The 26687-nt window shown below is 69.4% G+C and carries 28 protein-coding genes and 1 tRNA gene; 14 read left to right on the top strand and 15 right to left on the bottom strand.

Features of this window, described 5'->3' with window-relative positions:
* Nucleotides 1-291: 291 nt before the first annotated feature.
* The 5 genes from ACIBQX_RS38800 to ACIBQX_RS38780 all read left to right on the top strand — a co-directional run bounded on the left by ACIBQX_RS38800 (nt 292) and on the right by ACIBQX_RS38780 (nt 4821).
* Nucleotides 292-1050 (top strand): DUF4241 domain-containing protein, encoded by a 759-nt coding sequence (locus tag ACIBQX_RS38800; protein WP_397013567.1) that lies wholly within the window; start codon nt 292-294, stop codon nt 1048-1050.
* Nucleotides 1051-1143: 93 nt separating this feature from the next.
* Nucleotides 1144-1530, top strand: a complete 387-nt coding sequence (locus tag ACIBQX_RS38795; RefSeq protein WP_397013565.1) for a hypothetical protein — start codon at nt 1144-1146, stop codon at nt 1528-1530.
* Between the two features lie 380 nt (nt 1531-1910).
* On the top strand, nt 1911-2336 hold the full coding sequence (locus ACIBQX_RS38790) for a hypothetical protein (protein WP_397013564.1): 426 nt from the start codon (nt 1911-1913) through the stop codon (nt 2334-2336).
* Nucleotides 2337-2872: 536 nt separating this feature from the next.
* The gene (locus ACIBQX_RS38785) at nt 2873-4645 is read left to right on the top strand and encodes a carbamoyltransferase (protein ID WP_397013562.1); all 1773 of its coding nucleotides are present in this window, start codon (nt 2873-2875) and stop codon (nt 4643-4645) included.
* Nucleotides 4645-4821 (top strand): hypothetical protein, encoded by a 177-nt coding sequence (locus ACIBQX_RS38780; protein ID WP_397013561.1) that lies wholly within the window; start codon nt 4645-4647, stop codon nt 4819-4821. The genes ACIBQX_RS38785 and ACIBQX_RS38780 overlap by 1 nt, the downstream gene beginning before the upstream one ends.
* A 10-nt stretch (nt 4822-4831) precedes the next feature.
* Here the strand turns inward: ACIBQX_RS38780 and ACIBQX_RS38775 are convergent, their stop codons facing one another.
* From ACIBQX_RS38775 to ACIBQX_RS38735, 9 genes are all read right to left on the bottom strand, one after another.
* The gene (locus ACIBQX_RS38775; protein ID WP_397013559.1) at nt 4832-5422 is read right to left on the bottom strand and encodes a malonic semialdehyde reductase; all 591 of its coding nucleotides are present in this window, start codon (nt 5420-5422) and stop codon (nt 4832-4834) included.
* Nucleotides 5419-5985, bottom strand: a complete 567-nt coding sequence (locus ACIBQX_RS38770; protein ID WP_397013558.1) for an aspartyl/asparaginyl beta-hydroxylase domain-containing protein — start codon at nt 5983-5985, stop codon at nt 5419-5421. Before ACIBQX_RS38770 ends, ACIBQX_RS38775 begins: the two co-directional genes overlap by 4 nt.
* A 21-nt stretch (nt 5986-6006) precedes the next feature.
* Complete coding sequence (locus tag ACIBQX_RS38765; RefSeq protein ID WP_397013557.1) at nt 6007-6825, bottom strand: hypothetical protein; 819 nt, start codon at nt 6823-6825, stop codon at nt 6007-6009.
* A gap of 133 nt (nt 6826-6958) precedes the next feature.
* Nucleotides 6959-8719 (bottom strand): glycosyltransferase, encoded by a 1761-nt coding sequence (locus tag ACIBQX_RS38760; RefSeq protein WP_397013555.1) that lies wholly within the window; start codon nt 8717-8719, stop codon nt 6959-6961.
* Complete coding sequence (locus ACIBQX_RS38755) at nt 8712-9641, bottom strand: hypothetical protein (protein ID WP_397013554.1); 930 nt, start codon at nt 9639-9641, stop codon at nt 8712-8714. The genes ACIBQX_RS38760 and ACIBQX_RS38755 overlap by 8 nt, the downstream gene beginning before the upstream one ends.
* Before the next feature lie 2 nt (nt 9642-9643).
* Nucleotides 9644-10828 (bottom strand): DegT/DnrJ/EryC1/StrS family aminotransferase, encoded by a 1185-nt coding sequence (locus ACIBQX_RS38750; RefSeq protein WP_397013553.1) that lies wholly within the window; start codon nt 10826-10828, stop codon nt 9644-9646.
* Nucleotides 10818-11885, bottom strand: a complete 1068-nt coding sequence (locus ACIBQX_RS38745) for a GDP-mannose 4,6-dehydratase (RefSeq protein WP_397013552.1) — start codon at nt 11883-11885, stop codon at nt 10818-10820. Before ACIBQX_RS38745 ends, ACIBQX_RS38750 begins: the two co-directional genes overlap by 11 nt.
* The gene (locus ACIBQX_RS38740; protein ID WP_397013550.1) at nt 11866-12693 is read right to left on the bottom strand and encodes a sulfotransferase; all 828 of its coding nucleotides are present in this window, start codon (nt 12691-12693) and stop codon (nt 11866-11868) included. The genes ACIBQX_RS38745 and ACIBQX_RS38740 overlap by 20 nt, the downstream gene beginning before the upstream one ends.
* 8 nt (nt 12694-12701) lie before the next feature.
* Complete coding sequence (locus ACIBQX_RS38735; protein ID WP_397013549.1) at nt 12702-12908, bottom strand: hypothetical protein; 207 nt, start codon at nt 12906-12908, stop codon at nt 12702-12704.
* Between the two features lie 356 nt (nt 12909-13264).
* Between ACIBQX_RS38735 and ACIBQX_RS38730 the strand changes: the two genes are divergently transcribed.
* Complete coding sequence (locus tag ACIBQX_RS38730) at nt 13265-13459, top strand: hypothetical protein (protein ID WP_397013547.1); 195 nt, start codon at nt 13265-13267, stop codon at nt 13457-13459.
* Nucleotides 13460-13639: 180 nt separating this feature from the next.
* Entirely contained in the window at nt 13640-14050 is a 411-nt protein-coding gene (locus ACIBQX_RS38725) for an Imm10 family immunity protein (protein WP_397013546.1), read from the top strand.
* An 86-nt stretch (nt 14051-14136) separates the two neighbouring features.
* On the opposite strand, the gene ACIBQX_RS38720 is transcribed toward ACIBQX_RS38725, so the two are convergent.
* The 3 genes from ACIBQX_RS38720 to ACIBQX_RS38710 form a co-directional block, all read right to left on the bottom strand.
* A tRNA-Ala gene (locus ACIBQX_RS38720) sits at nt 14137-14209 on the bottom strand.
* 17 nt (nt 14210-14226) lie between these two features.
* A complete protein-coding gene (locus ACIBQX_RS38715; RefSeq protein ID WP_397013545.1) occupies nt 14227-14955 on the bottom strand; it encodes an HAD family hydrolase in 729 nt (242 codons plus the stop codon).
* 15 nt (nt 14956-14970) lie between these two features.
* Nucleotides 14971-15090, bottom strand: a complete 120-nt coding sequence (locus tag ACIBQX_RS38710) for a DLW-39 family protein (RefSeq protein WP_210157488.1) — start codon at nt 15088-15090, stop codon at nt 14971-14973.
* 427 nt (nt 15091-15517) lie between these two features.
* Here ACIBQX_RS38710 and ACIBQX_RS38705 point away from each other — a divergent pair, with 427 nt between their 5' ends.
* The 3 genes from ACIBQX_RS38705 to ACIBQX_RS38695 are packed head-to-tail and all read left to right on the top strand — an operon-like array spanning nt 15518 to nt 19001.
* Nucleotides 15518-15730 carry a heavy-metal-associated domain-containing protein gene (locus ACIBQX_RS38705; RefSeq protein WP_397013544.1) on the top strand — a complete coding sequence of 71 codons (213 nt, stop codon included), beginning with the start codon at nt 15518-15520 and terminating at the stop codon, nt 15728-15730.
* On the top strand, nt 15727-16761 hold the full coding sequence (locus ACIBQX_RS38700) for a hypothetical protein (protein WP_397013542.1): 1035 nt from the start codon (nt 15727-15729) through the stop codon (nt 16759-16761). Before ACIBQX_RS38705 ends, ACIBQX_RS38700 begins: the two co-directional genes overlap by 4 nt.
* Before the next feature lie 35 nt (nt 16762-16796).
* A complete protein-coding gene (locus ACIBQX_RS38695) occupies nt 16797-19001 on the top strand; it encodes a heavy metal translocating P-type ATPase (RefSeq protein ID WP_397013541.1) in 2205 nt (734 codons plus the stop codon).
* Between the two features lie 10 nt (nt 19002-19011).
* On the opposite strand, the gene ACIBQX_RS38690 is transcribed toward ACIBQX_RS38695, so the two are convergent.
* Entirely contained in the window at nt 19012-19461 is a 450-nt protein-coding gene (locus tag ACIBQX_RS38690; protein ID WP_397013540.1) for a carboxymuconolactone decarboxylase family protein, read from the bottom strand.
* Between the two features lie 68 nt (nt 19462-19529).
* Here ACIBQX_RS38690 and ACIBQX_RS38685 point away from each other — a divergent pair, with 68 nt between their 5' ends.
* Entirely contained in the window at nt 19530-21020 is a 1491-nt protein-coding gene (locus ACIBQX_RS38685) for a PLP-dependent aminotransferase family protein (RefSeq protein ID WP_397013538.1), read from the top strand.
* On the opposite strand, the gene ACIBQX_RS38680 is transcribed toward ACIBQX_RS38685, so the two are convergent.
* Nucleotides 20973-21524 (bottom strand): universal stress protein, encoded by a 552-nt coding sequence (locus ACIBQX_RS38680; protein WP_397013537.1) that lies wholly within the window; start codon nt 21522-21524, stop codon nt 20973-20975. The two genes, ACIBQX_RS38685 and ACIBQX_RS38680, sit on opposite strands and share 48 nt — an antisense overlap.
* Nucleotides 21525-21608: 84 nt before the next feature.
* Nucleotides 21609-22409, bottom strand: a complete 801-nt coding sequence (locus ACIBQX_RS38675; RefSeq protein WP_397013535.1) for a hypothetical protein — start codon at nt 22407-22409, stop codon at nt 21609-21611.
* A 133-nt stretch (nt 22410-22542) separates the two neighbouring features.
* On the opposite strand from ACIBQX_RS38675, the gene ACIBQX_RS38670 reads away from it, so the two are divergent.
* From ACIBQX_RS38670 to ACIBQX_RS38660, 3 genes are read left to right on the top strand one after another with little or no spacing between them, the layout of a single operon-like run.
* Entirely contained in the window at nt 22543-24897 is a 2355-nt protein-coding gene (locus ACIBQX_RS38670; RefSeq protein WP_397013534.1) for an MFS transporter, read from the top strand.
* A gap of 60 nt (nt 24898-24957) precedes the next feature.
* Entirely contained in the window at nt 24958-25539 is a 582-nt protein-coding gene (locus ACIBQX_RS38665) for a copper chaperone PCu(A)C (RefSeq protein WP_397013532.1), read from the top strand.
* Nucleotides 25539-26681 carry a Dyp-type peroxidase gene (locus ACIBQX_RS38660; protein WP_397013531.1) on the top strand — a complete coding sequence of 381 codons (1143 nt, stop codon included), beginning with the start codon at nt 25539-25541 and terminating at the stop codon, nt 26679-26681. The genes ACIBQX_RS38665 and ACIBQX_RS38660 overlap by 1 nt, the downstream gene beginning before the upstream one ends.
* Nucleotides 26682-26687 lie beyond the last annotated feature (6 nt).

Here is a 26687-nt window from a genome sequence, read left to right as displayed (position 1 = left end):
CGTTTCGATCGCAGGCGATTTGTACATGGCACAGGTGTCGCACCTTGGTGGACACCGGCAAGCCGTCCTCACCGGTCGCCTCGCACGCCAGGATCAGCTTGGCCCGCAGCGCCATGTCCTGGGCGCCCTCAACCCGCTCGTCATCGGTCAAATCCACAACGGCTCAACCTTCGATCCCGGACGTCCCATGTACCAAGAACCCGGACGAATCACTGGCACAGGGCATCAGATGCAGTCCTGATCCCATGCTGTAGATTTCCCGGCAATCAAGGTGGCGACTGGAGGATCGACGTGAGTCCGCAACGTTCCGAAGCACTGCGCCCCGCTCACCCGGACGCGTTCTTCAGCGGCGGCATCCGGTTCGGCTTCCCGTCCGGCCAGGTGGTCGTCACCGAGATCCACGACAAGGGAGACCTGGCGCTCCCGACTGGCAGCCTCATCGCCGCCGACCCGACGGGCCTCATCTTCCCGGAGGAGTTCGAGGCCTTCACGCAGACGGTCCCCGCCGGGCGGTATCCGTTGCGGCTGTCGGTTGCACGGTTCTCCGATGATCCCGGCCACGTGCGGGTCTGCGCGGCCGTACTCGTCGTGCAACAGGTGCCCACCGTGCGCTGGGAGCAGGCGTTGCTTCCCGGTCAGGATCCCGCCAAGCTCGGCGAGGGTGAGTTCTTCGGTTTCGGGGTCGACGGCGGAGTGGGGTGCCTGTTGGACGCATCGCTGCTGGACCATTTCGCCGCTGTCCTCGACGACCGCGAGGACGGGACGACCGGCTGGGTCGAGTTGGTGAGCGGCGACGGACCCGGCCTCCACATCGCCGGAACCCGAACCGCGACGCTGCCGGGACCCGCGGGCGAGCCGTCCTTGACCGCCTTCGAATCCGGGTTCGGCGACGGCGCCTATCCGGTGTGGTTCGGCCGCGACGACAACGGTCAGGTCACCACCGTCGTCGTCGACTTCCTCGTCCTCGCCGGCGCCGAACGCCTTGATTCGATCACGGCTTCTGGGGGCGCTGAGCTGGACGTACGGCGAGACGTGAGCGACCGTGGCTGACCGCTCGTCACCCCGTGTCTGATCACACGCCACTTGCACGACCATCATGCAAGATCTCTTGCCATGCGGGTCCGGCCGTGTTGGGCTCCTGCCGTGAGTAAACATTGGTACCCCGACGAGCTCGCGCTTCCTCTTGCCTTCCCGAACCGCCGCTTCCGCCTCTGGAGCTATGTGCCCACGCACAGCGGACTCGTCGTGCGGTCGGAGTTCAAGACTGACGCGCCCCATGTCGAACTGCTTTTCCAGTCCGTCCACCTGATCAACCTTCCGACCTGGATGAACGGGCTCGTGGTCGCTGTCGGTCAGGACAGTGGAGCGTCAGGCGTGACATTCACCGTGAGCGGCGATGACTTCTCAGGCCACGTCATCGCGTCCTACCTATGTCTTGGTGTAGAGGAACGATCAAAATACAGTCCGGTCTCGATTTTCCACGGCTTGCTGAGCAGTGAATTCCCACCCGAGCCACGCGCTCCCGCCTGACCATCCCGTCCGCCGTCGACCCGCCCGAAGTGAAGCTGCTGATCACACCCCAGGCACAGAGAGGTACGGGAACGAAGCTTCGGATCTCGGACCGCGTCCCGGTTGAATGAAAGTTTCACCCCGTCAGACCGGTATTACGGCTCTGCAGGACAAATTCCCGACCTGGTGGCACGCCTGGCCTCCCCTCGCGAGAGCTGCCGAGGCAAAAGTTAACGCCGGGCCGAATGAGTGGCTCTCAATCGTCTCTCTGGACGCCTGGCGGCCCCGACAATAGTCTCCGTGCGTGCTTCGCCCACATCATGAAAGAGATGAGGTCGGAATTGACACATTCCAAAGCACGTCGTGCGGCCAGCTCTGTCGCCATCGCCATCGCAACACTCGTGGCATTCCTGGTGCCCGTCACTCCGGCGCACGCCACCTACGGCCCAGACCAGCCCGTGTCCATCACGGTGACCTCGAACGCCGGCCCGTCGATCATGCTCGCCCAGCTGACCGGCACGCTGGCGTTCGACGACGGGAACACGAAGTTCAGGTACGCGCTGCGCCTGTGCTGGGGGAGCGGGTCCTACCCCAAACCGAACTTCTACGTCTCCGTCAACGGCAGCACCATCTTCTACCCGACCCAGACGGGCACGGCAACTGCTCCCCCCGGGTGCCAGTTGTCCCTATCCCTCTACGACGGTGAATACACCCACCCCACCACCCTCACGAATGTCACCTTGTACGTGACCGGCGGCTGGTTCTATCCCGGCAACACCTACAACAGCCGCACCAAATCCGTGACCTACGACAACCCCTACAACTGAGCCGTCCGAAAGGCCGCGAATACACGACCACCCGGCGTACGTAACTCGTGCGCGCGGGGTAATAGCCGAACGTGCGCTCTCGCGCTGGACCACCTCTGGACAGGCACCACGCAGCCTCGCTGAGGCAGCGTGTCCGGACAGCTTGCCGACGCCGAAATACTGGTACACGACTTCTCCCGGAAGAGAGATCGTAGTCACTCAGATAGTCACGCACCCTCGCCGACCACCATCGGCGAGAGTGCGTTTGAACCGGTGGAGCCCAGGAGATTCGAACTCCTGACTTCCTGCTTGCGAACGGGAGCCCGCCACGACGCCGAGCGGTCTTCTTCCTGGTCGAGCGGCACATGGTGGCTGGTGACGTGAGCCCGTGTGCGTCAGCGTTGCTGTAGTTGCTGCTGTACAGCGCTTCCGGAGGTGACCAGACTTGGCGTTCAGTGACAGAGGACTTCGACCAACTTCGAATACCCCTTTCCGGACATCTCGTGAATGGCACTGAAATGTCCGCCTGAAGCGTTCCGTGCGACGGGCTTCGGCGCGTGTTACCTTCAGATGTGGTCTACGTCCTCGGCATTTCGGCGTTTTTTCACGACAGCGCCGCATGCCTGGTACGCGATGGTGAGATCGTCGCGGCCGCCGAGGAGGAGCGCTTCAGCCGGATCAAGCACGACGCGGGTTTTCCACGCGCGGCCGTCGCCTATTGCCTGCGCGCCGCGGAAATCGAGATGGCGGACGTCGACCTCGTCGTGTTCTACGAGAAACCGCTTCTCAAATTCCAGCGGCTGTTCGCGACGTACCTCGAACACGCGCCGCGCGGGTACCGGCAGTTCCGGCTCAGCGCGGCCCGCTGGCTGGGGCGGCGGTTGCGCATCCGGCGGGAACTCGACCGCGGACTCGGCCACGGCTACCGCGGGCGCTACTACTTCACCGAACACCACGAGTCGCACGCCGCCAGCGCGTTCTTCCCCTCTCCCTTCGACGACGCCGCGATCGTCACCCTGGACGCGGTGGGGGAATGGGCGACGACCTCGATAGCGCATGGCCGGGAAGGCCGCGTCGAAATGCTGCGCGAACTGCGGTTCCCGCATTCACTCGGCCTGCTCTACTCGGCCATGACGGCGTTCACCGGATTCCGGGTCAACAGCGGCGAGTATAAACTCATGGGGCTCGCGCCGTACGGCGAGCCGATACACCGCGACACGATCCTCCGCGAACTGATCGAACTGCGGGACGACGGGTCGTTCCGCCTGAACATGAGATATTTCGCCTTCGACCGCGCTGACGTCATGACGTCACCGGCCTTCGACCGGCTGTTCGGCGGGCCACCCCGGCACGAGTCCGCGCCGATCACCCGCCGGGAGATGGACCTCGCCGCCTCCGTCCAGTCCGTCACCGAGGAGGTGGTGCTGCGGATCACCCGCCACGCGCGTGAGCTCACCGGCAGCCCCGATCTGGTGCTGGCGGGCGGCGTCGCGCTGAACTGCGTCGCCAACGGCCACCTGCTGCGGTCGGGCGTGTTCGACCGGATCTGGGTGCAGCCGGCGGCGGGAGACTCCGGTGCGGCGCTCGGGTGCGCCCTGTTCGCCTGGCACCATCTCCTCGACAACCCGCGCCCGGCCACGACCTCCGACGCCATGCGGGGCTGCTTCCTCGGTCCCCGCTTCGGCAACGACGAGATCCGGCGGTATCTGGAGTCCGTCGGGGCTCGGTTCCACGTGAAGCCCGACGAGGGGGCGCTCTGCACCCGCGTGGCCGAGCTGATCGCGGACGGGAAGATCGTCGCCCATTTCGCGGGGCGCATGGAGTTCGGGCCGAGGGCGCTCGGCAACCGGTCGATCCTCGCCGACGCACGTGAACCCGACATGCAGCGCACGCTGAACCTGCGGATCAAGTTCCGGGAGTCGTTCCGGCCCTTCGCCCCGGCGGTCCTGCGCGAGCGCGTGCACGAGTACTTTGTGTGGGCCGAGGGCATGGACAGCCCCTACATGGGTTTCGTCACGGACGTCCGCTCACCGCAGGAGCTGCCCGCGATCACGCATGTCGACGGCTCGGCGCGGATCCAGACCGTCGATCCGGACCGGCACCCACGCCTGCACGGGATCCTGAGAGCGTTCGAGCGACGCACCGGATGCCCGCTGATCATCAACACCAGCCTGAACGTCCGGGGGGAACCGATCGTGCACACCCCCGCCGAGGCCTACCATTGCCTGATGTCGACCGGTATCGACGTGCTGATCTTGGAGAATACACTGGTCTACTTCGAGGAGCAGCCCGCGGCGAACCGGCGCGCGACGAAGGTGGCGGCGGACTGATGACGACAAGGCGCGCGGCGGCATCCATCGGCACGCGGATCGGCCTTTTCCTGGTGTTCGCCGTCCTGATCACTCCGCTGGCGGTCGCCTACCGGTTGTTCCGGCGACGCCGCGGTCCTGGCTGGCGGCCCGCCCGGCCGGCCCCGGGAAGGCACCGGTACCGCCAGCCGTGGTGACCCGCCCGGGTCACCGGATAGAGCAGACCTCGTCGAAGTCCAGACGCGGATCGCGCCAGTAGCGCAGCGCCCGCGGATCCCCGTAGCCCAGATTGCACAGGAAGTTGCTCTTCACGGTGGTGCCCGCGAAGAACGTCTCGTTCACGCGCCGCGGGTCGAAGCGAGACCGCGGGCCGCAGTCGAGGCCGAGCGATCGCGCGGCGAGCATGAAGTACGCCGCCTGCAGTGAGGCGTTCCGCAGCGCGATGTACTCCAGGCGCTCCGCCGGGAGGTCGGCGAACCAGGACCGCGCGTCGGTGTGCGGGAGGAGCTTGGGCAGATCCTCGTAGAAGTGGACCTCCATGCCGAGAACCGCGGTGACCGGCGCGCTCAGGTCCCTGCTGCCCTCGTTGAGGCAGGGCCGGAGCAGGTCCTTGGCCTCCGGCGACTTCACGAAGACGATGCGCAGCGGGCACATGTTCGCCGAGGTCGGGCCCAGCTTCGCGAGGTCGTACACCCGGCGCAGCAACGCGTCGTCCACGGGTCTGTCCATCCAGGCCCGGTGCGTACGGGCGCGCCGCCAGAGCAGGTCGAGGCCCGCGTCCGAGAGTGGCGGGCTCATGAGGCCAGCCGGACGAGTTGGTCGGCCGGTACGTAGTCGAAGATGAGATGGACGCGGTCGTCCTTCCCTGCGTTCGTGACGTAGTGCGTGCGCTGGTTGTTGATCTCGACGATCCGGCCCTCCCGCATCGGGACGACCTGGTTCCCGATGACGAACACGACCGCCCCGCTGGTCACCAGGGGGATGTGGACGCGGTGGCTCACCTTCAGGACCGGCAGGTCGTCGGTGTGCGGCTCGACGCGGTAGCCGGGGAACAGCCTGACGATCATCAGCCGGATCAGCTTGCCGCCCTTCCCGAAATGGTCGGTGATGATCGGTTGGAGCAGCGGGTCCAGCAGCGGCTCCCAGCGCGTCCAGGAATGGGTGAAGTCGGCCGCCGCCAGATCGTCGTCGGGCCCGAAGCACAGGATGATGGAGCTCGTGTACCGGTGCGCCTTGAAGTACCGCTGCCGGGTCACCGAGTCCCATTCCGAGGGCGGCGCGGCGGCGACGGCCACCCGCAGGCGCGCGAGGTCGCAGGCCGGGATCTCACCCAGATCCCGGTAGTTGGCGGCGAAGTCCACGGATCTCTCCCTTCTACGGCCTCAGCCCCGGCTGAGAGCCTCGATGTCGCCCAACGCGACGAACCGGTTCCAGTAGAGCGAGGCGAGTACGTGATGGCTCGTCGGACCGGGATGGTCGCCGTCGCGGGCCCGGTCCACCGCCTGGAGCAGCCCGACGAACCTGGTCTGGTCGGCGTACGCGGGCGTGGGATGCCATTCGGGCCCCGAGTACAGCCAGCGCCGGCCGGCCACCGCGTTCTCGATCGTCTTGTAGTTCCTGAAGTAGTTGAGTTCGTCGTCGTAAGGGCTGGTCAGCGCCTGGAAGTGGCTGTGGATCTCCCGCTCGGAAGCGTCGTCCGGTGCATGCGAGGGCAGATACTTGACCATCCGGTTCCGCACCGAAACGTACTCGCGCCGCGCCAGATGGGTGAAGTTCACCAGCACGAGGTGCGGATCGAGCAGCGGCAGCGCCTGGAGCAGGAGCCGGCTGATGTAGTCGTTGCTGGTTCCGGAGCTGGCGAGGTTCCAGACCACCACGCTGCGGGACAGCTCGATCCGCACGCGCGCGGCGAACCGCTCGTGGAAGAGGTGCTCCTGCGCCAGGCCGATGCCGAAGACGTAGCTGCAGCCGATCGCCACGATGCGGATCTCCGCGTCGCGGTCGAACTCCTCGCACCGGTAGCCGAGCGCGTTGAACCGGTACCGGATGTCGTGCTCTCCGTACACCGGATGCCCGCCGCGCCTGCGATAGTCCTTGCGGGTGTCGCCGTGCAGCCATTCGAGCGTCTCGCCCGGCGGGTAGATCCCCGCCGGCAGTCCGCCCTCCGGGAAGAGGCAGTGGGGCCTCAGGGAAGTGCTCACGGGTCACCACATCGGATAGGTGTTCTTGTCGGCCTTCTTCGCCTTCCGGACGGCGAGCGCCCGCCGCACGCGGAACGCGAGAAGGCGCGGCCAGGTGAGCACCCGCTTGACGGCGTCGAACATCTTCCCCTCCTCAATCCGCGGCCGGAGGCACCGGAAAGGGCCACCCCTGCCGCATGTGGAACAGGTACAGGTTCACCCGCTGCTCGCGGACGCGGCTGCTCTGGAACATGGCGATGCGGGCGTCCTCGGCCGAGGGATCGTAGGCGAACACGTCATCCGCCTTGATCTTCCAGATCCGACCGCGACACAGGTGCGACAGCACGTAGGACAGCCAGTAGTCGTCGACCAGGATGTAGTCGGGGTGCTCCAGGTCAACCTGCGCCGCCTCCCTCAGCAGGGCGCGGGGGATGAGGCAGTTGTCGGCGTGGAAGAAGTGGATCTCGCGGTCCCCGGCGGACTCGTCGTGGAACAGCACGTCCTTCTGCTCCAGCCAGGCCCGGTCCGGCTCGTCGGTGTCCAGGGAGTGCGGCAGGAAGGAGTGCCCGCGCGCGCTGACCACGCTCCGCGGACCGTACTCGCGGTGTTTCGTCCAGAACGTCCGGAGGTAGCCGGGTCCCGGCACCACGTCGTCGTCGCAGATCATGAGCAGGTCGCTGCGCATGAGCGCCGGGGCGGCGAAGCGGATCGCGCAGTACAGGTTCTCGCTGGAGTGCATCACCCGGATCGTCAGGGCGCCCGCGAACGATCCGGCGATCTCGTCGACCTCCTCGTGGGCGTCGGCGTTGTTGTTCCAAATGAGGATCTCGAACGAGTGCGGGAAGTCCTGCCGGGCCAGGTTCGCCAACTGCGTCCGTAGGCAGCCGATGCGCTTGTACGTGCAGATGAGGACGGTCATCTCGAAGCGCGGGAACCGCGTGCGCGTGCTCGCGGGGACCGGCAGTGACCGGTAGACGGCCGTGTTCTGCAGGTGAACCCTGAAATCGTCGAACGTGAGCCGCTTCCGGACCGGGCTGTTCCGCAGGTACCTTCCGGTGGCCTCGATCAGGTCAAGATCGGCGAGCTTCGCCGCGGCCTCGTCGAGGGTCTCGTAGTACAGCGGGTAGTCGTGGCCGAGGTACTCGGCGACCCCACCGACCCGGTTTACCATGACCGGCGTCCCGCGGGCGATGCACTCGACGATCGTCGTGTTGGCGCCGGCGTCGCGCAGGCTGAGGAAGACGACGCTCCGGGTGAGGAGCCGGTCGTAGGCGTCATCGGCGACCGCGTCGAGGGTCCGGACCTCCTGGGGGCCCCGCCGGGGTTCCGCGGGTCCCTCGAGCCCGGGGGCCCGGAGCCGGTACTTGGCGTAGCCGGGCACGACCAGGTCGTAGAACGGCTGCGGCCGCCGCAGGTAGGAGCCGATGAAGAGCAGCGGGCGCGGGGACTGGTCGGCGAACGCCCGGAAGGAGAACCGCTCGGCGGGGAAGACCGTCGGATAGTGCACGAAGCTGACCGGGAACGGGAAGCGGCACGACTCGAGGAACTCCTTGTTGTGGTGCGACAGCACCCAGAGGCCGCGGCACTTGCGGACGCTCGCCTTCCAGGCCGGCAATCGCAGGAGCCGGGTGAGGTCGGGGAAGTCGTAGTGGTGGTCGGGGACCTCGTGCGAGAAGGCGACCCACGGAGCGTCAAGGACCCGGCCGGAGGCGATCGTCTCCTCGAGCGCGTTGACGGTGAGTGTGCCGTCCGGGCAGCTCAGCTCCCGTTCCAGGTAGTCGGTGACGTCGGTCCAGCCGCCGCGGTGGTGTTCCCACCGCACGGGGTGGGCGACGCGCAGTTTGCGCCGGTGGTAGAGGTTGGTTGTCAGGAACCGCTCGCCGTAGGGCGGTCCGGTCTCCGTCGCGCTAGACATAGAGGAACGCCTTCGCGGTGCCGTCCGGCTTGTACCGCGGACGCAGACGGTCGGCGTGATCGTCGCAGAAGTCCCACAGCGCGGACGCGTGCACCTTTCCGTATTCGTTGAACACCAGCAGGGTGCGCTCCGGCTCGAAATGCGGCGAGAACACCTCCCAGATGATGTCGAGCAGCGCGCGGTCTGGCCCCATGTCGTAGACCAGCAGTTCGACGAGTTCGAGATGGTCCCACGCCGGCCGTTCGCCGGAGTCGAGGCTGTCGTCGATCCAGCAGGGGTGCGCGACGACACGGGGATGGTAGGGGCGCACCGTCTCCTGGAAGAGGCTGAGGAAGCTGTCGCCAGGCCGGGGCCAGTCGCCGTACGGCCGCGTGGGGACGTAGGTGTCCATCCACCCCGACCAGACGAACGAGTCGTAGGCATCGACGGACTGCCCAGCTGGTTCGCCCATGCCCTCGCACAGACACCGGGTGGAGGAACCCAGCCACGGTCCGAACTCCGCGATCCGCGCCCGCTCGGAGAGCGTTCCGCCGAGCCACTTGTAGAAGCGCATGGTCGGTTCCGTCAGCATCGTCGGGACGTCCTGGCCGGCCGAGGAGACCACGACGTCCGCCCACGGCGCTTTCGGCCAGTCCGGCTGACGCAGCAGCGTGCGGACGTGGCTCCGCAGACCGGCGAGCAGTTCGAGCCGCTCCGGGCCGAGGGCCGTGGACGGCGCGTCCAGCAGCCGGTCGAGGAGCGCCGAGACGGCCAGGCCCTGGGTCCTGTCCTCGGTGCGCAGGAACTCGGACGCCTCCAGGACGGCGGCCGCGGCGCGGACGGTCTCCGCCACCGTGGAGCGGCGGTCCAGCCAGTCCACCTGTTCGCAGACGTGCGTCAGTACCCGTGCGGCGGTCTCTCGGGCATGCGGAAGTCGCGGCATGATCACCTCGTCCTGGTCCGTGTGCGGGAAGCCGACTGGATCTCGCGGGCCACCCGGTCGACGTCCGCCTCGGTCATCCCGATGTAGGACGGCAGGTAGAGCCCGTGCCGCGAGAGGAACCGCGTGCGGGGGAAATCGGGCTCGCCGCCGGTTCGGTTGATGAAGGGCTGTTCGTGCACGGGCGCGAAAAACCGGCGGGTCTCGATGCCGCGTGCGGCGAGCCGGCGCTGAAGGCCGTCGCGGGTGGAGCCGAACTCCGGTCGCACCACGATCCCGTACACCCAGTAGGCGTTGGTCGCCCAGTCCGCCTCCGGCGGCAGCAGCAGGCCCGGCATGCCGGCGAGGCGGGCGCGGTACCACCCGGCGATCTCGACCTTGCGGCGGAGCGCCTCGTCGAAGTGCTCGAGCTGGGCCAGGCCGACCGCGGCCTGCAGGCTGGTCAGGCGGTAGTTGAAGCCGACCTCCGCGTGGACGAACCGGCTCGCCTCGTCCGGGCCGAAGCACATGTCGCGCTTCCACTTCGCGCGGCGGTGGAGGGTCGGGTTGTCGGTCACGACCATGCCGCCCTCGCCCGTGGTGATGAGCTTGTTGGCGTAGAAGCTGAAGCAGGTCAGCACCCCGAACGAGCCCGCGGGCCGGCCCGAGACGGTCGCGCCCAGCGCCTCGGCGGCGTCCTCGACGATCGGCACGCCGGACCGCCGAGTGATCTCCGAGAGCTCGCGCATGTCGGCGGGGTGGCCGTAGGCGTGGACCACGAGGATGACCCGGGTCCGCGGCGTGATCGCGGCGGCGACGGCCGCGGGCGCCATGTTCCAGGTTTCGTCGACGTCCACCGGGACGGGGCTGGCGCCGCAGTACGTCACGGCGAAGACCGGTGCGACCATGCAGAAGTCGGGGACGATCACCTCGTCGCCGGGACCGACCCCCAGGCACTCCAGAGCCAGGTGGACGGCGGCCGTCCCGCTGGAGACGGCCAGAGCGTTGGCGCGTCCGAGGCGGCGCGCGAACCGGTCCTCGAACGCCTCCACCACCGGGCCGCGGGAGGAGATCCACCCGCCGCCGAGCGCCTCGCGCAGATGGTCGAGCTCGTTCCCCCACAGGTGCGGGCGGCCCACCGGGATCGGCTCGCCGGGCGGGTCCGCGAGAGGGTTCTCGATCGAGGCCTCGAGCGCGCCGTCAGCCGACACGGTGGCCCGCGGGGGCGTCGTCGCCGACCGGGACGTCGTTGGTCCGCTCCTCCCAGGACCAGCGCCGCTCGCTCGCCACGTAGAAGTCGATCGTCCGGCGCAGGCCCTCGGCCATGTCGACCTCGGGCTCCCAGCCGGTGAGCCGCCGCAGTTTCGCGTTGTCGCAGCGGAACGCGTCGATGTCGTGGCGGCGCAGGCGCCCAGGGCACCGGTGGATCTCGGGCCGCTCGACCCGCATCTGCGCGGCAATCGCGCCGGTCAGCCACTCGACGGAGTAGCTGACGTTCGAGCCGACGTTGACCGTCTCCCCGTCGGGCATCGGGCACACCAGCAGCGCGATCAACGCGCGGGCCGTGTCGTGGACATAGGTGAAGTCGCGCTCGGCCCCCACGTTGCCGAGGCGGACCGCGTCGCCGCGGGCGAGCTGGGCGATGATCTCGGGGATCACGTAGGCGTGGGTCTCGCGCGGCCCGTAGCAGTTGAACAGCCGGGCGACGGCCACCGGGAGGGCGTGTTCCAGGTGGTAGGTGTAGCTGAGCCGGTCGGCGGCGGCTTTCGACACGGCGTAGGTGTTCACGGGGTTCAGCACCGCCCGTTCGGAGATCGGCTGCTCCCCGGTCACGCCGTACACCTCGGTGGAGGACACGTACAGGAAGCGGCGCACCGCGCCGTCCCGCGCGGCGGCGTCGAGCAGGTTGAGATGGCACCCGACGTTGATGTCGAAGAACCGCTGCGGCTCGTCGTAGGCGCTCGGCACGTAGGTGTCGCCGATGCAGTTGATGATGAGCTCGGGCCGGGCCGCCTCGACCGCCTGGCGGGCGACAGCCGGGTCGCGGGCGTCGCCCTCGACCACGGTGAGATCGCCGGACACGCCCGCGAGGTTCTCCCTGGTGCCGTGGAAGAAGTTGTCGAGCACCGTCGTCGGGGCCCGCAGGTCCAGGAGTTCCCGCACGATGGCCGAGCCCACGAAACCGGCACCGCCCGCGACGAGCACGCGCCGGTCCTCGACGCGCCGGAGCAGGGCGGCGAAGCGGGACCTAGCTGTGGCGTCGGGCATGGCCGGCTCCTGTTCCGTCGAAGAACGCGCGGGCTGGCGTGGGCGCGAAGTGGCGGCTCAGCTCGGCGTAGTTGGCGATCAGGACGTGCGCCGGCCGGCGGGACAGCTTCCGCAGGCGCTGCGGAAGCGGCCTGGCCGGGACGCCGAGGAACTCCTGGACCCGGCGGAGCGTCCCGTCGAAGTCGCTGTGGACGTCCCTCTCGTACTCGATCTCCAGGACCGCCCGTCCGGGCGCCGCGAGCTCCGTGGTCGCCCGGCGGCGCAGTGCCGTCATCTTCTCGAAGTACGCCGCGCAGTCGGCCGGCGGGATGACGAAGGGCGGCGGTTCCGGGGTCTTCTCGTAGGTCTCCGCCTCGATCTCCCAGACCCGCGTGTGCTCGGCCGTCATGGTCGAGATCAGGCAGTCGAGCAGGTTCTCCCGAACGAGGTGCACGATCCGCACCTCGGGGTCGTCCCGCAGGTAGTCCCACGCGGAGATCGCGCGCGGGGCCCGCGCGTGGTCGTAGAAGAACTTGAAGCCGATGGCCGCGGGGCGGTCCTCGCTCGGATCCCCGAAGACGAGATCCTCGAGGAACCGGTCCCCGCGCTGGTGATCGGTGTACACCCAGTCCTGCGTCCGCTCGCTCGACATGTACGTCGAGGGGCGGCGCGATATGCCCCATTGATAGGCGATCAGCCGATTCTGGAACTCGGCGTGGAACAACTCGCCGAACATGCGGATATCCGGATGTTCCTGGAGTGCGACCGTCACCAGAGTTGATCCCGACCTCGGATGCCCCAACAGGACGAACTTGACCGGCGAGTCCATCGACGCTGTTACGTTCGCAGTTCCCGGAGGACGTCTTTGGCTTTGCCGCCGAGCATCTCGTGGATCTCGGGAGAGAAGAGGATCTCGCTGCGGATGTGCGCGGCGAGCACTTCTAGTTCGGGCGCGGTGAGTTCGGCGGCCACCTTGGGGTTCAGCAGCCGTCCGATGATCAGGTCTTCGATCCACTCGTTGTGGGTACCGCCGTCACCGGACACTTCCGGCCTCCCTCATCGCAATGTGAATCCGTTTTCCCGGACGGGTCACGCTCGTACGGCCTGTTAGCCAGAGTGAACTCGGATATCGCGCATCTGGCCATATTTGGACGCTGGAGTGTGTCGTTGAGGAAAGGCCACCTACTTATGCGGGTCTTCGAAGTTAAGTGGGCTGGTACTTTGCTTGATCATCTTGGGTTTCCGCTGCTGTAGTGCGCCACGAGGCGCTGTGTGACCGAGACCTCTTCGACGTGACGGATGACCGCCAGGCGCCGCTTGGCTTCACGGTCGAGTGGGGGGTTCGGGGAGGGAGTCGACATAGATGGTCTCCGTAGTGGTCAGAGACCCAAGTGTCAACGATGTCCGTCAGTTTTAGATCCGCTACCCGCAAGACCTGCGCGTCCTTGCTCGTCGCCCTCGACGTCCATCCGCGCGTCGCCATGCAGATCCTCCGTCACTCGCAGATCGCGGTGACCATGAATATCTACAGCGAAGTCTCGTCAGAGGAGACGCGAAAGGCACTGAAGCGCTTGGGACAGCACCTCGGCTCCTGACTGTTTGCGCCCCTTCAAACGGCTGGACGCACGTTGACCGGGTCCCGTCCGACACACCTGGTCGGACGGGATTTCGCGTTTCGGAGGTCCTCGGACCGCTGGAAGGGCCGGTCTGACTCGTGTGGCCAGGGTGGACAACGACGGTCCGGCTCGGTCCTGTCGTGCGGCTACCCTCCCACCATGACGATCACGTTCACCGCTCAGGTCGCCGGAGCTTACGAACACCCTGAGGATGAATGCATGTCCGCCGGTGTGAGCGAAACCGAAGCCGGTGATGGCATGATGCTCACCTTCCAGTGCTGCACCTATGAGCCTGACGATCAGGACATCGCCCTGGGCTGGGACACCTACTGCGTTGTTACCGCCGACCAGGGCACCGCCTATGGAGCCGTCCAAGAACTCACTCTGCGGGGCAACGTGCTGCGTGTTGTCTTCGACGTCGACGCCTTGGAGGCACTCGGTCTACCCGAACCCGAGATGGAGGCCGTTCTCGATGTGGACGAGCAATCCCTCGGACAGCTTCGGCAAGGGCTGCGACACATCCTTGCCTACGGTCGTGCTGACGCCCGCCCTAGGGTTCTGGAGCTGTAGAAGGTTGCCGCTGTAGCTGTACTTTGCAGCTGCACAAGATCAAAAAGGCCACTTCCCGATCATGGGAGGTGGCCTTTGACCTGCGGTGGAGCCTAGGAGATTCGAACTCCTGACTTCCTGCTTGCAAAGCAGGCGCTCTGCCAACTGAGCTAAGGCCCCTTCGAGACGAAGATAGCTTACCCGTCCCCCGGCGGCATCCGCGTCGTCCCCGCCCCCTCGCTGAGGATCAACTCAGGCAGGCCGACGATCGAGTCCAGGATGTGGGTCGCCCCTCCCAGGAGGAGCCGCTCGCGGCTGTGCACCCCGGTCATCACGCCGGCCACGATCGCGGCGCCGGCGCTGCGGCCGCAGCGCATGTCGCTCTCGGAGTCGCCCGCCACCGCCACCTGCCGTACGTCGTCGACGCCGAGCCGGAGCACGGCGTGCAGCACCATGTCGGGCCAGGGCCGGCCGCGGCCGCCCGCGTCTTCGGGGCAGATGGCGAGGTCGACCTGGTCGTGCCACCCGAGCACGCTGAGGACACGGCTCAGGGTGGTACGGCTGAAGCCCGTGATCAATGCGAGGTGGATGTCCGAGCCGCGGAGCTTGTCGAAGACCTCAAGGACTCCAGGCATGGGTACGAGGCCCGTACGCTCCAGCAGACCCTCGTAGGAGCGCTCGAACGTCAGGTTGGCCGCCTGGGCCTGGGCTTCGTCGTCGGGGAAGATGCCGCGGAAGACGTCGATGGTGGGGCGGCCCCGGGACCGGTGCACGTGAACCATGGCTCGTGCGTACGCTCCGGTCCCGGGGACTATGCCCTGGGTGGCGATCGCCTCGGCGAAAGCGCGCTCGACCATGGCGATGTCACCGACCGTCGTGCCTGCCAGGTCCAGGCACACCAGCTTGATGGGGACGACGTCACTCATCGCCTCGCCGGTCGGTTAGTTCTCGCTACCGGTGGCCTCGGTCCAGAGATCGAGCTCGGCGCGGTCAGCCTGCACCTTACGCCAGACCAGCAACCCCCCAAGGGCGACCAGCGCCAGAACGATCAGCTTCTTCACGGTGTGACCCCACTTCTTCGACGGTCTCACCTGCCGGGGTGAGACCCAACGGTTGACAAGCAGCCTAGCAAGGGATGGCTGCGGTCCTTGTGTTTGCCAGAACCAGATGTACGGATTGTTCGAGGAACGGGCCATCCGTCCCAGGTGGGACAGCATGTGCCCGGCCCCTCTTGGATCATGCCGCATGTTGCGGCCGAGTGCGCGCGCCAGGTGTGTGGACATACCCCCTCTCGGTATGTTAAGTTCCCCACAAGTACCCCCTAGGGGTATATGTGACAGCCTGGGCAAGCTGGGAGATTGATCCCCGCACCTCTTCTGGCCGTACAAGGAAGGAAAGGGCGGCGTTTCCCGGCCCGGGAGAATACCCTAGGGGGGTACGGTGTTAGACTGGATAGATCAAGAATACGACCCCGTGAAGGAGCCACCCATGAGCACCGCCACCTACACCGTCAAGGGCATGACCTGCGGCCACTGCGTGAGCTCGGTCAAGGAGGAGGTCGCCGAGGTCGCGGGCGTCACCTCCGTCGAGGTGGACCTGGCGAGCGGCGCGCTGACCGTGGTGAGCGAGAGCCCTGTGGACCAGGCGCGGATCAGCGCCGCGGTGGAGGAGGCCGGCTACGAGCTGGCCGGCGTCTCATGAACACGGCCGTACGCCTCGGACTGTACGGCGCCGGACTGGCAGTGATCTTCGCCGGGGCGCTGGGGGCGGGAAACGCGCTGGGTCAGGCCGGGCCCGCCACGAGCCCGGCCGGCCGGGCCACGGCAGGCCCCACGAACCACGCCGACATGGCCGCGCCCGCCACGGCGAGCCCGACAGGGCACGCCGACATGACGTCGCCGGCGGCCGACGACACAGCCCATGAGCCCACGACAGCCCACGGGCCCACGAAGGACGCCGGGCACACCGACGATCACGGCGAAGCCGCACACAACGAGAGCAATACCCCCGGGGGGCTCCAAGTGTCCCAGAACGGCTACACCCTCACCCCGCTGACCAAGCCGGCGACCGGCAAGGCCGCCGACTTCCGCTTCAACGTCACCGGCCCCGACGGCAAGCCCGTCACCGAGTACGACGTCGAGCACGACAAGAAGCTCCACTTCATCGTCGCCTCCCGCGACCTGACCAGCTTCCAGCACCTGCACCCGACGCTCGGCGCGGACGGCGTCTGGTCGGTCAAGCTGGAGCTGCCCGAGCCCGGCGCCTACCGCGCCTTCGCCGACTTCGCCCCCACGGGCGCCGACAAGCTGACGCTCGGCGTGGACCTGCAGGCCCCCGGCGACTACGACCCGAAGGCTCTGCCGCAGGCCGGCCGCACCGCCAAGGTGGGCGACTACACGGTGACCCTCGACGGGGACCTGGAGCCCGGCCACTCGAGCAAGCTCACGCTGAAGGTCGCCAAGGACGGCAAGCCGGTCAAGGACCTGCAGCCCTACCTGGGCGCCTACGGCCACCTGGTGGCGCTGCGCGCGGGCGACCTGGCCTACCTGCACGTCCACCCGGACGGCGAGCCGGGCGACGGCAGGACCACCGCGGGGCCGGAGATCACGTTCTACGCCGAGGTGCCCAGCGTGGGCGACTACCGTCTGTTCCTGGACTTCCAGCACGACGGCGAAGTCCGTACGGCGAGCTTCACGGCGACGGCCGAGCAGGCGCCCGCCCACACCCACTGAGCCAAGAGCAACACGGACGAGGGAAAGGAGAGGTGATGTCTTCCCTCATCGAGGAAAAGGCCGTCGAGCTCACGATCGGTGGCATGACGTGCGCGTCCTGCGCCAACCGCATCGAGCGCAAGCTCAACAAGCTCGAAGGCGTGACGGCGACGGTCAACTACGCGACAGAGAAGGCGAAGGTCACCTTCCCGGACGACCTCGACCCCCAGGAATTGGTCGCCGAGGTGGAGAAGGCCGGCTACTCGGCCGAGCTCCCCGCCCCGCCGCGCACCGACGATCCACAGCCTGTGGACAAACCTGACAACGGACTGCGTGACCGGCTGATCACGGCGGTGGTGCTGAGCGTTCCCGTGGTCGCGATGGCGATGATTCCCGCGCTGCAGTTCACGTACTGGCAGTGGTTGTCGCTGACGCTGGCGGCGCCGGTGGTGGTGTACGCGGGCTGGCCGTTCCACAAGGCCGCCTGGACCAACCTGCGGCATGGCACGGCGACGATGGACACGCTGGTCTCGATGGGCACGCTGGCCGCGCTCGGCTGGTCGCTGTGGGCGCTGTTCTTCGGTACGGCCGGCGTTCCTGGCATGTCGCACCCGTTCGAGCTGACGATCCAGCGGACCGACGGCTCCGGCAACATCTATCTGGAGGCCGCGGCGGGGGTGACGGCGTTCATCCTGGCCGGGCGTTACTTCGAGTCGCGGTCGAAGCGGCAGGCGGGGGCTGCGCTGCGGGCGCTGATGGAGCTGGGCGTCAAGGACGTCGAGCTGGCCGACGGCCGGCGGGTGTCCATCGACTCGCTGGAGCCGGGCGACACGTTCGTCGTACGGCCTGGTGAGAAGGTCGCCACCGACGGCGTGATCGAGGAGGGCACCTCCGCCATCGACGCCTCGATGCTCACCGGCGAGTCGGTGCCGGTGGAGGTGAGCCCGGGCGATGCCGTGGTCGGCGCGACCGTCAACGCGGGCGGGCGGCTGCTCGTGCGCGCCACCCGGGTGGGCGGCGACACCCAGCTCGCCCAGATGGCCAGGCTGGTGGAGGAGGCGCAGACGGGCAAGGCGGCCGTCCAGCGGCTGGCCGACCGGATCTCCGGCATCTTCGTGCCGATCGTGATCGGCCTGGCCGTCGCCACGCTCGGGTTCTGGCTCGGCACCGGCAACGGCACGGGCGCGGCCTTCACCGCCGCGGTCGCCGTGCTGATCATCGCCTGCCCGTGCGCCCTCGGCCTGGCGACGCCCACGGCGCTGCTGGTCGGCACCGGCAGGGGCGCCCAGCTCGGCATCCTGATCAAGGGGCCGGAGGCGCTGGAGTCCACGCGCAGGATCGACACGATCGTGCTGGACAAGACTGGCACGGTCACCGAAGGCCGGATGACGCTCGTCGGCGTGCACCTGGCCGAGGGCGAGGACCGCGACGAGGTGCTCAGGCTGGCCGGTGCGCTGGAGCACGCCTCCGAGCACCCGATCGCCCGCGCCATCGCCAAGGCGGCCGGGTCCACGGCCACGGTCGAGGACTTCGCGAACGTCGAAGGGCTCGGCGTGCAGGGAGTCGTCGACGGCCACGCGGTGCTGGTCGGACGGCCGAAGCTGCTGCGGGAGTGGTCGCAGCACCTGCCGGCCGAGCTTGCGGACGAGCTGGCGCGGGAGCAGGCCGCCGGGCGCACCGCCGTCGCCGTGGGGTGGGACGGCCGTGCGCGCGCGGTGCTGGTCGTGGCCGATGTGATCAAGGGCACCAGCAAGGAGGCGATCGAGCGGCTGCGCGCCCTCGGGCTCACGCCGGTGCTGCTGACCGGTGACAACGAGGCGGTCGCCAGGACCGTGGCGGCCGAGGTCGGCATCGACGAGGTCATCGCCGAGGTGCTGCCCGCCGACAAGGTGGACGTGGTCAAGCGGCTGCAGGCCGAGGGCAAGGTGGTGGCCATGGTGGGCGACGGCGTCAACGACGCCGCCGCGCTGGCCCAGGCCGATCTGGGGCTGGCCATGGGCACCGGCACCGACGCGGCCATCGAGGCGTCCGACCTCACGCTGGTCCGCGGCGACCTGCGGGTGGCGGCCGACGCCCTGCGGCTGTCGCGCAGGACGCTGGCCACGATCAAGGGCAACCTGTTCTGGGCCTTCGCCTACAACGTGGCCGCCCTGCCGCTGGCCGCCGCGGGGCTGCTCAACCCGATGATCGCGGGTGCCGCGATGGCGTTCTCCAGCGTCTTCGTGGTGAGCAACAGCCTGCGGCTGCGGGCCTTCAAGTGAACGGGGCCGGTCAGGCCTGGTAGGACTCCGGGGTCATCCTGGTGGCCACGCCCATCCGGTTCCACGCGTTGATGGTGGCCAGGGCGACCACCAGGGCGGCCAGTTCCTCCTCGGTGAACTGCTCGGCGGCCCGCTGCCAGATCTCGTCGGTCACGTCGCCGGTGGACAGCCTGGTCGCGGCCTCGGTGAAGGCCAGGGCCGCACGCTCCTGGGCGGTGAAGAAGGGGGCCTCCTGCCACACCGCCACGGCGTGCAGCCTCGCGTCGCTCTCGCCCGCCCGCTTGGCGTCCGAGCTGTGCGAGTCCACGCAGTACACGCAGCCGTTGATCTGGCTGGCGCGCAGCCGTACCAGCTCCAGCAGCGGCTTGGGCAGGGTGCTCGCGCTCACGAACCGGTCGAGTCCGGCCATGGCCCGGTAGGCGTCGCCGGCGAGCTTGCCGAGGTTCATTCGTTCTGTCATGCCGCCCACGCTAGGCCGGAGCTTGTCCCGATATAAGCTCCAATTTCCGGCGAAATGATTGGGCCAAGATGGACGTACACGTGACCCTGTCGGAGCGGGGCGACCTGACGGCGCAGATCTACCGCCAGCTCCTGGAGGCGGTTCTCGACGGGCGGCTCAGGTCCGGCGAACGGCTGCCGCCGACGCGTGAGCTGGCCCGGCGGCTGGACGTCTCACGCAACACCGTCGCCGTCGCCTACGACCGGCTGGTCGCCGACGGCTTCCTGGTCGGCCGCGCGGGCGCGGGCACGTTCGTGTCGGCCGAGCCGGTGCGCGGCCGAGCCGCCCCCAAGGGCGTCGTACGCCCCCGCGCCGTGTGGGAGGACATCACCGGCCCCACCGCCAGCGTCTCCCCCACCCCCGGCACGAACCGCCCGGACGCGCCGTACATCCCCGGCACCGCCCACCCCGACGCGCCGTACGGGTCGAGAGCTCGACGGGCCGCGTACGACTTCCGCGTCGGCGTGCCCGACGCGGGGCTGTTCCCGATGGAGAGCTGGCGTCGGCTGGTGAGCCGCGAGTTGCGGCGCGGCGCCGGGGGCTACGGCGACCCGTCCGGGCACGAGGGCCTGCGGGAGGCCATCGCCCGGCACATCGGCGTCAGCCGGTCGGTGCGCGCCGGCGCCGGGGACGTGCTCATCACCAACGGCGCGCAGCAGGCGCTCGACCTGGTGGGCCGGGTGCTGATCGAGCCCGGCGCCTGCGTGGCCGTGGAGGAGCCCGGTTACCCGCCCGCGCGGCTGCTGTTCCGCTCGCTCGGCGCGCGGGTCGTCGGGGTGCCCGTGGACGGGGAGGGGCTGGACGTCTCCGCCCTTCCCGGTGCGGCACGGCTGGTGTACGTCACGCCGTCGCACCAGTTCCCGCTGGGCACGCCGATGTCGCTGGGCCGTCGGGCGGCGTTGCTGGCGTGGGCCGAGCGGCGGAACGCGGTGGTGATCGAGGACGACTACGACAGCGAGTTCCGCTTCGGCGAGCGCCCGCTGGAGCCGCTGCAGAGCCTGGACCGGGCCGGCCGGGTGATCTACGTGGGCTCCTTCTCCAAGACCCTGCTGCCCATGCTCAGGCTCGGTTTCCTGGTCGCCCCGGCCTCGCTCGGGCCCGCGCTGACCGCCGCCAAGCGGATCTCCGACTGGCACGGCGAGCTGCCGACGCAGGCCGCGCTGGCCCGGTTCATCGACGAGGGCCTGCTGGCCAGGCACATCAGGAAGGCCACCCGCGTGTACGCCGCCCGGCACGCGCTGATCGCCGACACCCTGTCCGGCGAGGACCGGCTGCGCGTGGTGCCCTCCGCGGCCGGCCTGCACCTGTGCGCCCGGCTCGCGCCCGGGGTCACGGTACGGCAGCGGCCCGGCCTCGGCGTCGAGCGGCTCGACGCCTACTGCGGCGAGAGCCCGGCCCAACCCGGCCTGGTCATCGGCTACGGCGCGATCGAGCAGAGCGCTATACCCGGCGGCCTCGAACTGCTGAGAAGGTCACTGATAGTGCCCGCGACCCCAGAACCGCCGGCCCCGCTCACCTGACAGCTGCGGGTCGTCCGGCGGCACCGGCTGACGCACGATCACCACCGTGGCCCGCGCGTGGCGCGCGCAGTACATGGACGTGGAGGGCAGGAACAGGCGGCTGACCAGCCCGCGCCGCCCCCGGCCGAGCACCAGCAGGTCGCCCTCGCGCGCCAGGTCGACGAGGTGATACCCGGGATCGCCGACCCGTGATACCGCGGCGGTGGTGAGGTCGTCGGGCATCCCGCCCGCCACGTCCTCGAACACCCTGGCCACCACCTCGCCGCCGCGAGCCTCCTCCCCCTGCCTGATGGCCTGCTGCACGGGCAGCGCCTCAGGGAAGGGATGCACGGGCGCCCGGCTGACGTGCACCGCGACCAGCGCCATGCGGTGCAGCCGCGCCGCGCCGATGGCCCAGGCCAGCGCCCAGCGCGCGGCCGGAGACTCGTCCACTCCCACGATCAACCGCGCACCACCGGGCAGGTCCTGATCCACCACACTCTCCTCGTAGAGGTACTTGACCATAGTGCGCTCATCTGGTGGTTACCGGGAGGTGGCAGTTTGCGAACTATGCCCAAGTCGTAGTCGCACCGTGCTCTGAGCGCCGCCTCACGCCAGGCGAAGCAGCCCGCCGTACATGAACGCACGCTCCGACTCCGTGAGGTTTCTGTACGGCTGGGCGGCGCGCTGGTTCGTCCGGGATTCGATGCGTTCGCGTGCCGGGCCGGGCTTCAGGGCGACGATTTCGGCCACCGACAGGCCCGCCTCCCGCCAGGCCGCGGCATGCGCGTCCGCCCGGTGGTAGCGGAGGGCGGCGAGCCGGTTGAACAGCAGCACGCCTGGCGGGGTGCCCTGCGGCTCGTACGGCGGCACCACCACCGCGAACGCGCCGCCCCCAGCCTCCCCCGAGCGGCCGGACCCGGGGTGGCCGGGCGTGATCCGGCCGGGCGTCATCTGGCCGGGCGTGGCTTCGAGGTGGTCCTGCTGGGCCTGGGTGAGGACTTGGGCGGTGAGGGCGGCGAGGGCGGGGACGTCGGGACCGGGCCAGACTCGCTCGACGGCGGCGGCGTGGAGCGCGTACAGGCTCTGGATGGTCGCCAGGCCGCGATCCGTCGCGTGCAGCAGGCCGTCGGGGGCCTCGGACAGGGTGCCCTGTTTCAGGTGGTCCTGGATGGCGCTCTCGCGTTCGGCCGCGGTGGCGTACCTGTAGACGGCGGCGAGCCCGGTGCGGGTGAGGGGGCGAAGCGGGAGGGTGAAGCGGAGGTCGTTCAGGAAGCCGGGGGACGGGTCCGGCGCTCCGGCGAGCTGTTCGCGGACCGCGCGGGCGGCGGCGTGCACGTTGACGTGAACCGCGTCGATGACCGGCGCGATGTCCGCCGCATACGTCGAGAGGTCAGGAAATTTCGGCATTGCGGGTCATTATGCCGCCGGTCCGTAGCCGATCCATGGGAAACCGTAACCGGCCCCTCCGAGGGTGAGGTCAACCGATTCCGGGCTCGCGGTGTTCATCCACCGCCCCCGTCCTCACCCTCAGGAGACCCTCGTGCCCGTCCCGAACCGCTGGTGGGCGCTGCCCGTCGTGCTGGTCGCCGTCTTCATGACCACGCTCGACTTCTTCATCGCCAACGTCGCCGTCCCGTCGATCCGCGCCGGGCTGGGAGCCGACGCGGCGGCCGGGCAGCTGGTCATCGCCGGGTACGGGCTGGCGTACGCCACCGCGCTGATCATCTCCGGACGGCTCGGCGACCTGTACGGGCCGCGTCGCGTCTTCGTGATCGGTCTGGCCCTGTTCGCGCTGGCCTCCGCGGCCTGCGGCGCGGCGCCGTCCGCGGGGGTGCTGGTGCTCGCCAGGGTGGCGCAGGGCATCGCGGCGGCGCTGCTCGGGCCGCAGGTGCTGACCCTGCTCGGCGTGCTGTACCCAGGCGCTGACCGGGCTCGGGCCTTCGGCTGGTACGGCACCACCGTCGGCCTGGCGGGCGTCAGCGGCCAGGCGATCGGCGGGCTGCTGATCGCGGCCGACCCGTGGGGGCTGGGCTGGCGAGCCTGCTTCCTGGTGAACGTCCCCCTCGCCCTGACAGCCCTGGCCCTGGTCCCCCGCCTCCTCCCGACGACCGGCGCGGCGGTCCACCGCGTCCGCCGGAGGGCTCGGCTGGATCTTGCCGGGGCGGGGCTGGTGGCGACGGGGCTGGTCGCCGTCGTGCTGCCGCTGACCCTGGGGCGTGAGTACGGGTGGGCGATGTGGACCTGGGTGTCCTTCGGCGCCGCGGTTCCCCTGCTGGCCGCCTTCGTCAGGCGGCAGCGCAGACTGACGGTGACGGGTGGGGAGCCGCTGCTGGACCTGGTCGTGCTCAGGGAGCCGGGGTTCGCCGCGGGGCTACCCGCGATCGCGCTCCTCTTCGGCACCTCGGCGGGGCTGTCGTTCGTGCTGGCGCTGTTTCTGCAGGACGGGGCCGGGCTCAGCGCCCTGGCGGCCGGGGTGCTGGGCACAGCGCTCAACGCGGGGTTCTTCGTGACCTCCCTGCGGACCGGGCGGCTGATGGAGCGGTACGGCAGGCGGGTGCCCGTGTCCGGGGCGCTCACCCTGCTGCTCGGGCTGGGCCTGCTGCACCAGGTGATCGGCGCCGCACCCTACTGGTCGGCCGTCGCCCTCGTCGTGGCCGGGGGCGGGATGGGGTTGCTCATGTCGCCGCTGATCTCCGGCGCGCTGGCCGGCGTACGACCGGAGCGGTCGGGGGCGGCGGCCGGCGTGCTCGGCACCGTACAGGAAGGCGGAGGCGTGCTCGGCGGCACGGTCACCGGGGCGGTGCTCCTCGGCTCCCTGGGCGACGGCTGGCCGGCCGCCGCCCAGGCGGGCCTGACCGTCCTGCTGGTGTGCGTGCTCGCGATCCTGGCCGTGCTGATCCTGGCCGTGCTCGATCCTTCCGTGCTTGATCCTTCCGTGCTTGATCCTTCCGTGCTTGATCCTTCCGTGCTGAGTCCTTTCCTGCTGGATCCTTTCGTGCTCAGCCTGAAGGACGGCGGTGGCCGGGAGCGTGGACGGGTCACGCCTGGGGGTGCTTCATGGCGCCGTGCAGGAACACGTCGACGAGGTCCGGCACCGGGAGGTCACTCGGCGTGGCGCCGTGGTCGTCACGGCCGTGCCGTACTCGGCGACCAGGGGGAGGGCGGCGGCGACGATCATGGCGCGCCGCTCCTCGGGGCTCATTCCCGGCGCGCTGCGCCGGGTCGGTGTGTCACTCATGCCGACCATGGTGCGGAGTGGGTACTCACTCCGATGGATGTGCGGGGGATTAGGCGGGTTCGGAAAGGGGGCGGGGGTGTGGCGTGTCATGATGTCGGCATCGTGACCCCGAGCATGCCGTTTCGCCTTCTTCGCACCATGGTGTTCGCCGTGGTGTGCCTTGGGCTGGGCGCGGGCGCGCATGTCTTCGGCGGCGGGACGGTGTCCGGGGACGCCATGGTGGCCGCGTTCTGGATGGCCGCCTGTGCCGCGTTCCCGGTGGCGGGGCGCGAGCGGACCGTGCACGCCATTCTGCCGCTGCTGGGCGGGCTCCAGCTCGCCCTGCACCTGCTGTTCTCGCTGTCGCATGCCGGCTCCCCCGGCCAGGCCGTCGCGCACGCCGTGCACGGTTCCGGCGGGCTGGTGCCGGATCTCGGGATGCTGGTCGCACACTCCTGGGCGACGCTGCTGACCGCGCTGTGGCTGGCGCGCGGAGAAGCCCTGCTCTGGGCGCTGCTGCGCCGGCTGGCCGTACGGCTGCTCGCCGTGCTGCTGCCGCCGGTGCCCGAGACGCCCTTCTTCGCCGGAGCCGTGGCCGAGCCGCCGGTGCTGCGGTCGGCCGTGCTGCGGCACGTGCTCAGCAGGCGGGGACCGCCGATGGTCGTCGAAACCAGCTGACCCTTTTCGACGACCCACGCCTGCGGGGATGCTCCGCCGCGGGCGCAGAAAGGCATGTTCATGTACTCCCGTCCTGTGATTCTGCTCGCCACCGCCACCGCCACCGCCACCGCCGCCGTCGTGGCGCTGAGCGGGTGCGGCTCCACCACCGACACAGCCGACACCACCGACACCGCTGCCGCGACCCGGTCGACCGCCGCCGCTGAGGCCCGGCCGCCTGCCGCCGCCGCGACGACCGCCGCGGGGCTCTCCATCACCGATCCCTGGGTGAAGACGGCCGAGAAGGGGATGACCGCCGCCTTCGGCACCCTGGTCAACAACACCGACGCCGAGGTGACGATCGTCTCCGGCGCGTCCCCGCTGTCTCCGAAGATCGAGCTGCACGAAGTGGTGGACTCCGACGGCAAGATGATCATGCGGCCCAAGGAGGGCGGCTTCGTCATTCCCGCGCGCGGCACCCACGAGCTGCGGCCCGGCGGCGACCACATCATGCTGATGGGGGTCGCCGAGGCGGTGAAGCCGGGCGCGCACATCCCGTTCACGCTGACGGTCAAGGACGGGCAGCCCCTGGAGTTCACCGCCGTGGGCAAGGACTTCGCCGGAGGCAAGGAGGACTACCAGCCCGGCATGGGGCACGAGTGATGGCCGGTCGGATCACCAGAAGAGGACTGATCACCGGGGGCGCCGTCACCGCGGCGGGCGCGCTGGTTCCTGCCGCGAGCACCACCGTCACCGGGCCTGCCGTGGAGCCGTTCCACGGCGTGCACCAGGCGGGGGTCGCCACGACTCCGCAGGCGCACGCGGTCTTCGTGGCCTTCGACCTGCTGCCGGACACCGGGAAGGAGGCGCTCGGCCGGCTGCTGCGGCTGCTGACCGATGACGCGCGCCGCCTCACCCAAGGGCGGCCCGCCCTGGCCGACACCGAGCCGGAGCTGGCCACGGACCCGGCCCGGCTGACCGTGACGTTCGGCTTCGGGCCGGGGCTGTTCGCCGCGGCGAAGGTGGACTCTCCGGTCCGGCCGCTGCCCGCGTTCGAGACGGACAAGCTGCGCGAGGAGTGGAACGGCGGGGACCTGCTGGTGCAGATCTGCGCCGACGACGCGCTCACCGTGGCGCACGCGCTGCGGATGATCGTCAAGGACACGCGGTCCTTCGCCCGGGTGCGCTGGACCCAGCGGGGCTTTCGCCGCAGTGCCCATCTGGGGACGCCCGGACACACCCAGCGCAACCTGATGGGCCAGCTCGACGGCACGGTCAATCCGACCGATCTCGACCGTGCCGTATGGATCGGTCAGGGGCCCGCCTGGCTGCGCGGCGGCACCACGCTGGTGTTGCGGCGCATCCGGATGGAGCTGGAGTCGTGGGACGCGGCCGACCGGGTGGCCAGGGAGTTCACCGTCGGGCGGCGGCTGGACACGGGGGCTCCCCTGACCGGCCGGGCCGAACGCGACGAGCCGGACTTCGAGCGGCTCAACGGGCTCGGCTTCCCGGTCATCTCCGAGTTCGCCCACATCAGGCGGGCGCGGACGGCCGATCCCGCCGCCCGGATCCTGCGGCGTCCGTACAACTATGACGAGGGCCTGTCCAAGGACGGCACGTCGGACTCGGGGCTGCTGTTCGCCTCCTACCAGGCGGACGTGGAGCGGCAGTTCGTCCCGGTTCAGCGTCGGCTGGCCGAGGGGGATCTGCTCAACGAGTGGGTGACGGCGATCGGCTCGGCCGTCTTCGCCATCCCGCCGGGCTGCGCGCCCGACGGGTGGATCGGCGACGGCCTGCTGGCCTGAGCGGAA

The sequence above is a fragment of the Nonomuraea sp. NPDC049714 genome, assembly GCF_044465295.1.
Taxonomy (GTDB): domain Bacteria; phylum Actinomycetota; class Actinomycetes; order Streptosporangiales; family Streptosporangiaceae; genus Nonomuraea.
Note: the sequence above shows the minus strand (reverse complement) of the source record. Positions and strands in the feature narration are given on the sequence as shown.